Origin of the sequence: Psychrobacter cibarius, assembly GCA_030686115.1 — a bacterium.
Lineage (GTDB): Bacteria > Pseudomonadota > Gammaproteobacteria > Pseudomonadales > Moraxellaceae > Psychrobacter > Psychrobacter cibarius_C.
Window position 1 is genome coordinate 950,828 of record CP131612.1, and the last position, 12,264, is coordinate 963,091.

9 protein-coding genes are annotated in these 12,264 nt (G+C 43.6%); 7 read left to right on the forward strand and 2 right to left on the reverse strand.

Annotation, left to right across the window (positions count from 1 at the left end; all coding sequences use genetic code 11):
• Positions 1-45: 45 nt before the first annotated feature.
• From rseP to Q6344_04090, 6 genes are all read left to right on the forward strand, one after another.
• Positions 46-1,422 (forward strand): RIP metalloprotease RseP, encoded by a 1,377-nt coding sequence (rseP, locus tag Q6344_04065; protein WLG14519.1) that lies wholly within the window; start codon positions 46-48, stop codon positions 1,420-1,422.
• A gap of 262 nt (positions 1,423-1,684) precedes the next feature.
• The gene (gene bamA / locus Q6344_04070) at positions 1,685-4,108 is read left to right on the forward strand and encodes an outer membrane protein assembly factor BamA (GenBank protein ID WLG14520.1); all 2,424 of its coding nucleotides are present in this window, start codon (positions 1,685-1,687) and stop codon (positions 4,106-4,108) included.
• A 146-nt stretch (positions 4,109-4,254) separates the two neighbouring features.
• On the forward strand, positions 4,255-5,271 hold the full coding sequence (gene lpxD, locus Q6344_04075) for a UDP-3-O-(3-hydroxymyristoyl)glucosamine N-acyltransferase (protein WLG14521.1): 1,017 nt from the start codon (positions 4,255-4,257) through the stop codon (positions 5,269-5,271).
• 111 nt (positions 5,272-5,382) lie between these two features.
• On the forward strand, positions 5,383-5,853 hold the full coding sequence (fabZ, locus tag Q6344_04080; protein ID WLG15142.1) for a 3-hydroxyacyl-ACP dehydratase FabZ: 471 nt from the start codon (positions 5,383-5,385) through the stop codon (positions 5,851-5,853).
• Positions 5,854-6,055: 202 nt separating this feature from the next.
• Positions 6,056-6,835, forward strand: a complete 780-nt coding sequence (lpxA, locus tag Q6344_04085; protein ID WLG14522.1) for an acyl-ACP--UDP-N-acetylglucosamine O-acyltransferase — start codon at positions 6,056-6,058, stop codon at positions 6,833-6,835.
• Between the two features lie 310 nt (positions 6,836-7,145).
• Positions 7,146-8,498 (forward strand): sodium-dependent transporter, encoded by a 1,353-nt coding sequence (locus tag Q6344_04090; GenBank protein WLG14523.1) that lies wholly within the window; start codon positions 7,146-7,148, stop codon positions 8,496-8,498.
• Positions 8,499-8,594: 96 nt separating this feature from the next.
• On the opposite strand, the gene tgt is transcribed toward Q6344_04090, so the two are convergent.
• Complete coding sequence (tgt, locus tag Q6344_04095; protein WLG14524.1) at positions 8,595-9,746, reverse strand: tRNA guanosine(34) transglycosylase Tgt; 1,152 nt, start codon at positions 9,744-9,746, stop codon at positions 8,595-8,597.
• Between the two features lie 236 nt (positions 9,747-9,982).
• Between tgt and Q6344_04100 the strand changes: the two genes are divergently transcribed.
• Entirely contained in the window at positions 9,983-10,633 is a 651-nt protein-coding gene (locus tag Q6344_04100) for a heme-binding protein (protein WLG14525.1), read from the forward strand.
• Positions 10,634-10,796: 163 nt separating this feature from the next.
• On the opposite strand, the gene asd is transcribed toward Q6344_04100, so the two are convergent.
• Positions 10,797-11,930, reverse strand: a complete 1,134-nt coding sequence (asd, locus tag Q6344_04105) for an aspartate-semialdehyde dehydrogenase (protein ID WLG14526.1) — start codon at positions 11,928-11,930, stop codon at positions 10,797-10,799.
• Positions 11,931-12,264: the final 334 nt, after the last annotated feature.

Here is a 12,264-nt window from a genome sequence, read left to right on the forward strand (position 1 = left end):
AAGATGCTAAGAAAGAATGCTGAGAAACCATACTGAGAAAAGATCATGACGTTTTTATTAACGCTCCTTGCGGCAATATTTGTCTTAGGTCCGCTTGTTGCCTTACATGAGTGGGGACACTATATCGTCGCTCGTCTTTGCGGCGTTAAAGTCTTGACCTATTCTATCGGGTTTGGTCCCAAACTCTTTGGCTGGACGAGCAAAAAAAGCGGTATTGATTATCGTATTTCCGCTTTGCCACTTGGTGGTTATGTCAAAATGCTCGATGAGCGCGAAGGTGAGGTAGCAAAAGCTGAGCAACATTTGGCGTTTAATCGTCAGCATCCGCTAAAAAAGATTGCGATTGTTGCCGCTGGTCCTATCATGAACTTTATCATTGCTATTGCGCTGTTTTGGGTGTTGTTTATGACACCATCAGAGCAGTTAGCGACGAAGATTGGGCAGGTATTACCCGAGACGCCTGCTGCTATGGCACAGTTGCCAGTTGGCGACAAAATCGTTGCGATTGATGGGCATGAGGTACAAACGTGGGAAGGCATCAACTATCGGCTTGCTGGACGGATGGGCGAGACAGATAATGTCAGTATTACTCTGCAATCAGAGACACAAGCTGATAATGCAATCAAAACTTATCAAGCGCCCGTAACTCAGTTTATGCAAGGCAGCGCGCAAGGTAAAGATGCGTTGACCAGCTTTGGCATGCTGCCATGGCAACCAGATATTGCACCGATAGTAGGTGATTTGACCCCTGATGGTGCCGCCAGTCGCCAAGGTCTAAAAGTAGGCGATCGTATTATTGCTATCAATGATCAACCAATTAAAGATTGGCTCAGTGCCACTCGTATCATCCGCGACAGTCCTGAAATTTTGCTTAATTTCACAGTATTGCGTGATGGTAAACCCGTACAGCTTCAGATTATGCCGCAAGGCAAAAAAGACAATTTGGGTAACGATTATGGGCAAATTGGTGCTATGGTGGCACAGTCCGAAATTGTTATTCCTGACGCTTACAAGTCCACCGTAGTCTATGGCCCTGGTGAGTCATTGGTGAAATCATTTGAGAAAACTGAACAGCTCGCAGTGATGACCGTCAGCTCAATGGGTAAGATGCTATCAGGCATGATTGGTTTGGATAATTTGTCAGGTCCGATTACCATCGCCAAAGTGGCCAAACAGAGTTTTGATATCAGTTGGCAGATGGTGTTATCGACGGCGGCTTTGATTAGTTTGAGCCTTGCTGTACTCAATCTTTTGCCCATTCCTGTATTGGATGGCGGTCATATTGTGTATTATCTTATTGAATTGATTCGTGGTAAGCCACTCTCAGAAGGGGTGCAAATGATTGGACTAAATATCGGCTTACTCTTGCTGGCAGGTTTCATGGTGTTAGCAATTGGTAATGATATCAGTCGGCTGTTTTGACCAGCGAATCGCTAATATGATCGATAAGGCACGAGATACTAATGGTTTTACGCCTATTATGGGATGATTATGACCATGATAGGTAGCATGCTTTGTATCATGGCCTCTGTACTAATCGTAATTTTTAGTTTATTTTGTGATGCATTTTATATAAAGTGTTCTGAGTCTGCTGCGTATGCGCTTAAATTTCATGCGAAATGCGCTAGACAATATGGGCTTTTTAACTTAACTTAAGCAAGTTTTTTATTGACGGATAGTGTTTATGCGTACGCCTTTATTTATGAGCGCGGCAGGGTTGCCGTTAGTTGTAGCGATGATGAGTATGCCAGTACAGGCTGCAGAATTTGTAGTCACTGACATCGGTTTCAATGGTTTGCAACGTTTAACCCCCGATAGCCTCTATCCGGTTCTACCTATTTCGGTAGGGGATACGGTAAATGACAGTAGTTTAGCAGCCAGTATTAAGGCGCTTTATGCGACCGAAAATTTTGCTGATATTCAAAGCCGTATCGAAGGTGGACAGCTACGGTTTGATGTCGTTGAGCGCCCAACAATTGCTGAAGTCAATTTTGAGGGCAATAAGCTCATTCCAAAAGAAGGGCTAGAGCAAGGTCTAGACAATGCTGGTCTGTCTGCCGGTAATGTGCTGAAACAAGCCACGCTACAAGGCGTCGCCAATGAGTTGCAGCAGCAATATATCAGCCAAGGCTATTACAACAGCAATATCGAGGTTGATCAAACGTTACTTGATGGCAATCGCGTCAAGCTCGATGTGCGTTTTGTCGAAGGCAAACCTGCCAAAGTGGTCGATATTAATATCATTGGCAATAAACACTTTAGTGATGAAGAAATCAAAGACGTTTTTGCGGTAAAAGAGTCTTCGTGGACACGTCTGCTGTCAAAGTCTGATCGTTATGCCAAAGAAAAGCTGGCTGCCAGTTTAGAGAATCTAAAAGCGCTTTACCAAAACGATGGTTATGTGCGTTTTGCAGTAGATAATGCGGTGCTCAACATCAGTGAAGATAAGAGCAGCGTGTTTATCGAAGTGAGTCTAAGCGAAGGCGAGCAATATCAGTTTGGCGAAGTGAATTTCTTAGGTAAGCCGACTTTTGAGAACAATGAACTAACAGAGTTGGTGACTTTTGCACCCAATGAAAAATACTCGCAAGCCAAGCTCGATGAAACCACTGCGGCACTTAAGAGTCGTTACGGTAATGAAGGCTATTATTTGGCGCAGGTGAGACCAGTACCACGTATCAATGACGAGACCAAAGTAGTGGATATCGATTATTTCATCGACCCTGCACGTCCCATTTACGTTCGTCGTATTAATTTTACTGGTAACATCAAAACTCAAGACGAAGTACTGCGCCGAGAAATGCGTCAATTAGAAGGCGCATTGGCAACTAGTGACAAAATCCAGTTGTCACGGACACGTCTGATGCGTACAGGCTTCTTTAAGGCTGTCAACGTTGATGTCAAGCCCGTACCGAATCAACCAGACCAAGTAGATATCAATTATACGGTTGAAGAGCAGCCTTCTGGTAGCTCAACGATTGCCGCGGGTTACTCACAAAGCGGCGGTGTGACTTTCCAGTTAGATCTAACACAAAACAATTTTATGGGTACAGGTAACCGTGTGAAAGCGGCACTATCGCGCTCAGAAACCCGTGATTCTTATAGCTTGGGTTATACCGATCCGTACTTTACCGAAAACGGCGTCTCACAAGGTCTTAGTGCCTATTATCGTGAAACGAAATACGATGATAGAAACGTCAGTAACTATGTCACCGATTCTTATGGTGCTACGCTGAACTACAGTTATCCTGTTGATGAAACCAAACGCGTTAGTGCTGGTTTGAACGTTGATAACACTTCAGTACGTGGTGGTCGCTTCTTAGGTGTATCAAACGTTCAGCAAATTATTGATGATGGCGGTACGTTTGAGAACTTTGTCAATGATGACAATGAGGATTCTGGACGCACAGGCTTTAAAAATGATTACAATACTTATAACCTACTATTCGGCTGGGACTATAGCACCTTAGATCGTCCAGTGTTCCCGACCAAAGGTATGAGCCATACGGTCGATGCCACCATTGGCTTGGGTGATACCAACTATCAAAAACTTGTTTATAGCGGCAACATCTATTATCCCTTCTACAAAGACTGGGTAGCACGCGGTTATACTAAGCTTGGCTATGGTAATGATTTGCCATTTTATGAAAACTTTTATGCTGGGGGCTATGGCTCTGTACGTGGTTATGAGGCCTCAACACTTGGGCCAAAATCACAAACGTATTATGATGCCATAAATGATGATGTGCGTTATAAAGACGAAGATATCGGTGGTAATGCGTTAGTCAGCTTCGGTAGTGAGCTAATTTTGCCAATGCCGTTTAAGGGCGATTGGGCAGATCAGGTGCGTCCGGTATTGTTTGCTGAAGGCGGTCAAGTATTTGATACGACTGATAAGGAAGATCGTACTTTTATCAATCCTAATGACGGTACTGATACGGGCGTACCACTGTTGACGCAAGACAATAGTATGCGCTTTAGTGCGGGTGCAGGTATAACCTGGTATACGCCAATTGGTCCAATTTCATTAAGTTATGCTGTACCTATTGGTGATAAAGAAGGCGATGAAACTGAAAAAGTTCAGTTCCAGATTGGTAATACGTTCTAACGTAGCATGATTGTTTGCGTTCATGTCGTTAACCATAGCAGTTACTTACATGAACGCAGCATCTGTTAGATATTAGTAGATCGCCAAGGTGATTGTTCAGCTTGGCGATTGTCTTATTCATAATAATATTTATATTAATAGTCACTATGATAACGATTGAGCAACTTATCACTCGGATTGAGCAGCGTCAGCCCATCACCAATAAGGCTGAAATCAGCGCTGAACAGTTACGTCAAAAATTCAGCAGTATTGGTAGTTTGACCACGGCTGGTCATAATCAGTTAAGCTTTTTGGCCGATCCTCATTATATTTCTAGTCTGGCTATTAGCGAGGCAGGGGCTGTATTGGTTACTGCAGAATATCGCGACCAAGTGCCCACCACAGCGATAGCGTTAGTCGTCGCAAGCCCATACTTAGCTTATGCTGGTGCTAGCCAGTTGTTTGCTCGTGAGTCACTGTCTGGTGGTATTCATCCTAGCGCTGTGATTGCTGATAGTGCGGTCATTGGTGAGCAGGTGAATATCGGACCTTTTTGTGTGATTGCCGATTATGTGCAAATTGGTGCGCGTAGCTCACTTGCGGCGCATGTGGTGATCGAAGAAAATACGACTATTGGTACTGACGGTGTTATTAAATCACAAGTGGTGATTGGGCATGATTGTATTATTGGTAATCATGTGAGGTTACACGCGGGTGTCAGTGTGGGTGCAGAAGGTTTTGGTTTTGCACCCACCAAAGATCCTAGTACCAGTGGCTGGGAGCGTATTGCTCAGTTAGGACGGGTCGTAATTGGCAACCATGTGCGAATTGGTAGTCAAACTTGCATTGATCGAGGTGCCATTGACGATACGGTCATTGGCAATCACGTTATTATTGATAATTTGGTACAAGTTGCTCATAACGTGCGTATCGGTGATGGCACAGCCATCGCGGCTCAAACGGGTATCGCGGGCAGCACTAGTATCGGCAAGCGCTGTATTATTGGCGGTGCGGTCGGTATCACAGGTCATATCGAGATTACAGATGATGTCACTTTATCTGGGATGACCATGGTAACCAAATCTATTAAGACCGCTGGTTCATACTCCTCTGGAACGGCTGCTATGCCGACAGCTAACTGGCGACGGGCAGCTGTACGCTTCCGTCAGCTTGGGCGTGATTAGCGCAAATATCAATGCATATATACAAACACAGTAAAATCATAGCGATTTGAAACCTAGCAAGGAAGCACCATTATGAGCAGCACCGATATCGATATTTTGAATGATAAAGAAATGAAAAGCTTAGCTGAGCAAGGTCTTACGCTGCCATTAACTTATCATACGTTAAAGCATTATTTGCCACACCGTTATCCTTTTCTTTTAGTAGATAAGATTATTGATTGCACACCTGGTGAGTGCATTACGGGTATTAAGAATGTGACTATCAATGAAGAGTTTTTCAATGGTCATTTTCCTGATGAGCCGATTATGCCAGGGGTACTCATGGTTGAGTGCATGGCTCAGGTCTCAGGCGTGCTCGGATTTATCAGTGCTGGTCTAACCGCAGAAGATGGTTATTTATATCTATTTGCAGGTGTTGATAAAGTCCGTTTTAAGCGTCGAGTGATTCCTGGTGATCAGCTGACTATTCGTGCTAAAACAGTGATGCAGAAGCGCGGTATTTATAAATTTGACTGTACTGTACATGTTGACGATGAGTTAGCTGCCAGTGCGCAAATAATGATTGCTCGCCAAGAACAATAACGTTTACTAATAGCCATTGTGCCTCGTAGCTGACCTAATTCTTTAAACAAAGCGTCTAAAGAATTAGGTCAAAGCGGGTCATAAGCATTATAATTGACACTCGCATTTAACAGCAGAGCCATGCTTAGGTTTTCTCATAAAACTAAATTGGCTGTATTTGTTTTACCATTTACTCGCATCAGATCATACAAAGGCCCACATTATGAGTCAGATCCATCCAACAGCACTCATCTCACCGTCCGCCCAAATTGATGAGACTGCTATCATTGGTCCGTATTGTATCGTCGGTGATGAGGTCACTATTGGCGCTCACACGGTTCTGCATCGCCATGTAGTTGTTACCAAATTGACTCGTATTGGTCAACACAATGAGTTTTATCAATTTGCGAGCATTGGCGAAGATCCTCAGGATTTAAAGTATGCTGGTGAGCGTACTTGGCTTGAGATTGGCGATCATAATACCATTCGAGAAGCCTGTAGTTTACACCGCGGCACCGCACAAGATAGTGAGCTCACTAAAATAGGCAGCCATAATCTACTGATGGTGAACACTCATGTGGCTCATGATTGTGTGATTGGCGATCATAATGTATTGGCCAACAATGTTGGCGTTGCAGGGCATGTGACTATTGGTAATCACACGATCATTGGCGGTAATTCAGGTATTCATCAGTTTTGTACGGTGGATGACTATAGCTTGATTGGAGGCGCAAGTCTGATTCTAAAAGATGTAGCAGCCTTTACCATGGTATCTGGCAATCCAGCAACGACTCATGGTCTCAATGTGGAAGGCATGCGTCGTAAAGGATGGTCAAAAGAGACAATTGAGGTATTGCGTCAAGCTTATCGTATGATTTTTAGATCTGGTCTGACGACCGTGCAAGCGCTTGAAGTTTTGAATAATGAGCTGCTACCAAAAGAGCCGAAAATCCAGTTGCTCATTGATTCACTACAAAAAAGCCGTCGTGGTGTGGTGCGCTAGAACGGCGATTGGCTTTTGCTGAAAATCATATATAGTATGCCTTTTTCAATTAGCCAAACTCTTGTCAGTTATAGATAAAATTACCAGAAGCCATAACCAATTGTTATGGCTTTTTATGTTTATGAGCGCTTGACTTTTTTGGTGGCTTAGCAGAAACTGAGCCTTTACGATATTGTAAACAATTCTTTCTTAATGTTGCTGGACGCCTCACATTGAGGTGTTTATTGAATAGCCTGATATTTTGCATGGCTATTTATGATAATCAAGGAAGATTATCAGTGATGTTAATTGAAGCACGAGGACGGAAAAAATGGCTATTAATAAACAAGAACATGCACAGTGGAGCTCAAGTTTTGGCTTCGTATTGGCAGCGGTTGGTTCAGCAGTTGGTTTGGGAAACATATGGAAGTTTCCTTATATGGTCGGTGAAAGCGGTGGTTCAGCTTTCGTTATCGCTTATTTATTCTGTATCGCGCTGGTAGGTTTTCCGATTCTAGTCGCTGAATGGCTGATTGGTCGCCGTGGGCAAAAGAACCCAGTCAACACTTTTGCGGATGTTGCAGCAAGTGAAGGTAAGTCGCGCAGTTGGGGCGTCATTGGCGCGTCAGGTATTTTAGGTGGTTTCTTAATTCTATCGTTTTATAGTGTGATTGGTGGTTGGGCACTCAACTATATTACTAAAGCAGGTACAGGCAGTTTTATTGGTCAAGACAGTGATTCTATTGCTGCGACCTTTGATGCTATGTTGGCTTCAGCAGGGACGTTGACGATTTGGCATACCGTGTTTATGGCTATTACTGCTTTGATTGTCGGTATTGGTGTGACCAAAGGTATCGAAACTACGGCTAAAGTTTTAATGCCACTACTCGGCGTGATTTTGTTCGTCATCGTTGGTTATAACATGATTAATGGTGGTTTTGGCGAAGCAGTGGCTTATCTATTTACACCAGATCTTAGCAAGTTGACTGGCGATGTGATGCTTGCAGCATTGGGTCATGCCTTCTTCACTCTATCTATTGGTATGGGTATTATGATTGCTTATGGCTCATATTTGGGTCGTGAAGTGAACTTACTAAAAACTGCCCGTACTGTTGTGATTTTAGATACGGTTATTGCTTTGGCTGCTGGTCTAGCAATCTTCCCAATCATCTTTAGCAATGGTCTAGACCCTGCTTCAGGTCCTGGTCTTATCTTTGTCAGCTTACCGATCGCTTTTGGTAGCATGGGCGCAGGAACGATCATTGGTACATTGTTCTTCTTACTTATTACTTTTGCTGCTATTACCTCATCAATCTCATTGCTTGAGCCAACCGTTGAGTTTTTAGAAGAACGTACACCGATGAGTCGTACGGTATCAACCATCGTTGCCAGTACGGTGATTTGGCTATTAGGCGTTGCAGCACTACTATCATTTAACCTATGGTCTGACTTTACTATCATGGGTAATGGCATCTTTGATGCATTGGATAAAATTACCAGTAAATTCCTTCTCCCGCTAACTGGTCTTGCTGCAATTATTTTCGTTGGTTGGCAAATGGATCAACGCAGTATTCAGCAAGAGCTTGGTCTGTCTAATGGTGCATGGCAATTATGGCAAATCGTTGCTAAGTTTGTAGCACCAATTGCCGTGATCGTGGTATTTGTAACCTCGTTAATGGGCTAGTACTGATTAACTAGAAATAATACAAGCGATACACTAAAAAGGGCTTAAGATAATTCTTAAGCCCTTTTTATAGGTATGACAATTGCAAAAATATGATTAGCGTAGATTTAACTCAGGTACTGTTTGTCCACGTTTGTTATAAAATTCGCTGACAAACTCATCAAATTTGTCTTGTTCAATGGCATCACGAATACCTTGCATCAAACGCTGATAATAGCGCAAGTTATGGATAGTCGCTAATTGAGCGCCCAGCATCTCTTTACACTTATTAAGATGGTAGAGATAAGCACGGCTAAAATTTTGGCAAGTATAGCAGTCGCACTCAGGATCTAATGGACCTTCGTCATTGCGATATTGGCTGTTACGGATACGTACCACACCAGCATTGTCTGCATCGCCTGTGACGAAGTAGTGACCGTTACGCGCGTTACGCGTCGGCATCACACAGTCGAACATATCGACACCGCGGCGTACACCTTCAACTAAATCCTCAGGCTTACCAACGCCCATCAGATAGCGTGGCTTATCTGCTGGCATATCATCAGGGAGGTAGTCTAGGACATCTATCATTTCATCTTTTGGTTCACCAACCGACAGACCACCAATGGCATAACCATCAAAGCCGATATCGAGCAGGCCTTCAAGTGATTGCTGACGCAAATCAGGATACATACTGCCTTGAATAATTCCAAATAATGCGTTGGTGCTGCCCAGTCTGTTGTGCTCATCAACACAGCGCTGTCCCCAACGTAATGATAACTCTAACGATTTTTTTGCTTCGTCATGAGTTGCAGGATAGGGGGTACACTCATCAAATTGCATGACGATGTCTGAGTTCAAGCTGTACTGAATCTGCATCGATTTTTCTGGAGACAGAAAAACTTTCGCACCATCGATAGGAGATTTAAAGTCGACCCCTTCTTCGGTGATTTTACGCATGGCACCCAGACTGAATACTTGGAAGCCACCTGAATCGGTCAAGATAGGTTTGTCCCAATGCATGAACTTATGCAAACCGCCAAACTTATCAATAACCTCAGTACCTGGACGTAACCATAAATGAAAAGTATTGCCCAAAATAATATCAGCACCAATGGCTTCAATATCACGTGGCAGCATGCCCTTGACTGTACCATAAGTGCCAACAGGCATAAACGCTGGCGTTTGTACGTCGCCATGATTGAGATGAACCGTACCACGGCGTGCACGCGTGTCACCGCTGGCCGTTTTATGTAAGACAAATTGCATATGATAACCGCTATGTAAGCTATGAAAATAGTGCTAATTATAGCATTGTTAGCAGTTTTTTTGGACATGGATGTTTATGAGGTATTGATATATCTGACAAATATGTCTTTTGGTTAATAGTATTTTGTCATAACTAAAAGACACAGACAGTGCTTATGAGTAATTGGTAAAGTAGAAATCATAATGGCGAGACAGTAACCATTGCTAAGCGATGTTTTAACTGCTGGAGATATCCTATGAAAAAGGCAACCTACTTATTATTAAGTGGTTCATTATTAACCTCAGGAGCAGCTATGGCGACCGAAGAGCCGAATTATACAGTGTTGTCGCAAATGGATGACTTTGAGCTGCGTCGTTACGATAAGCAGCTAGTGGCACAAACGTTGGTAAGTGGTGACCAAGACTCAGCGAGTCGCGAAGGGTTTAAAGTGTTAGCCGACTATATATTTGGCAATAATACAGCGCCAACTGGCGGCAGTAGTAAAATTAGCATGACTGCGCCCGTTACAATGCAGCCTAATAACAAAAAGAGTGATAGCGAATCACAGAAAATTGCGATGACAGCACCAGTAAGCATGCAGCAAGACAATGGTAAGTGGCGTGTACAATTTACTATGCCCAGTCAATACACGATGCAAACACTGCCAAAGCCTAATAATCTAAACATCACGATTACCGAGGTGCCAGCACAGACGTACGGTGTGATTAAGTTTTCAGGGTTGGCAGGCAGTAAAAAAGTAGCGACTAAAACGGAAGAGCTACAATCTTGGATGCAAACCCAAAATTTGACTATAACGGGCGAGCCTGAACTGGCACGTTATAATCCGCCTTGGACGCTGCCTTTTTTGCGCCGTAATGAAGTGATGATTGCTTACAAGCCAAAGTAATACTAGCCTCAAAGCATAAGATGAGCGGTGTCACATTTGCTGAGCTTATTATAAGTAGTGTTTGCATCTGTTTGCCGTGCTATTCAAATTTTTGGAAATGATATGCCCATAAAAAAGACAGCAAATGCTGTCTTTTTTGTACTGACTTTTTAAGAAAATAAACTTAGTCTTTTTGCTCACGGATGATATTCAGCATACGACGTAGCGGCTCGGCTGCGCCCCATAATAGTTGATCACCAACGGTAAATGCGCCTAGATACTCAGGGCCCATATTGAGCTTACGCAAGCGACCTAGTGCAACTGTCAATGTACCAGTCACGGCTACTGGCGTTAAACGGTTCATAGTCGCTTCTTTGTCGTCTTCGACCAAGTCCAACCACTCATTGCCGCTGTTTTTAAGTGCTGCTTCGATTTCTTCTAGCGGAATGTCTTTTTTGAGCTTGATGGTAAGGCCTTGCGCATGACAGCGCATCGCGCCAACGCGGACACACATGCCATCGATAGCAATCTTATCAGCTTCTGCGTTACCAAGGATTTTATTGGTTTCGACGCCGCCTTTCCATTCTTCCTTGGATTGCTTGTTTTCTAACTGAACATCGATATAGGGGATCAAGCTACCTGCTAGTGGCACACCAAAGTATTGCTTAGGAAAATCATCTGAGCGCTGAGTCTGAGCGATTTTTTTATCAATCTCAAGGATGGCGCTGGCAGGATCAGCCAATTCGTCTTTGACCGCATCGTGTAGCACGCCCATGCCAGCGATTAATTCGCGCATGTTGTTAGCACCAGAACCACTAGCAGCCTGATAAGTCATGGCGCTGACCCATTCTACCCAGCCTTTATTAAACAGCTCACCAATCGCCATGAGCATCAATGACACGGTACAGTTACCACCGATAAAGTCTTTTTTGCCATTGGCTAGGGCGCTGTCAATAACGGCGCGATTGACTGGATCGAGAATGATGATGCTGTCATCTTCCATTCGCAAGGTGCTTGCCGCATCAATCCAGTAGCCATTCCAGCCACTATCACGTAGTGGTTGATGGACTTGCGAGGTATAGTCGCCGCCTTGGCAGGTAATGATGACATCACAAGCTGCTAGCGCGTCAATATCATGAGCATCTTTTAATTGGCCGGTATGAATACCATCAAGGCTTGGGGCATCACCACCTGCGTTGCTGGTTGAGAAAAACACGGGTGTAATACCGTCAAAGTCTTTTTCCTCAGTCATACGTTGTATTAATACTGAACCGACCATGCCGCGCCAGCCTACCAAGCCTACTGTTAAATTACTCATGAAACTCAATCCTTTTTACCATAAATTGTTGCATTGCCAGCCGATAACAATGCCGTGAATAGCCATAAAAAGCAAGGCGTTTTGGCCATTTTTAGGGGTTTTTCATACACTATTAATGATGTTCAGTATAACTTTAAGTTATCAATCTAATGGCGATAGTGGCGATGTTTCACTCGCCACAAGTAGATAGCCCTAAAAATAAAGTTTGTCCGTAGTACTCGTTATGGTGGGCGAATTAAAAGTGTAATGTTTTATAGCGGTTAACGAATAATCCATGCTCATTAGTAGGCGATAACCTTCTGAAATGCTAAAGTAAACAGCTAACGTCAGTTCA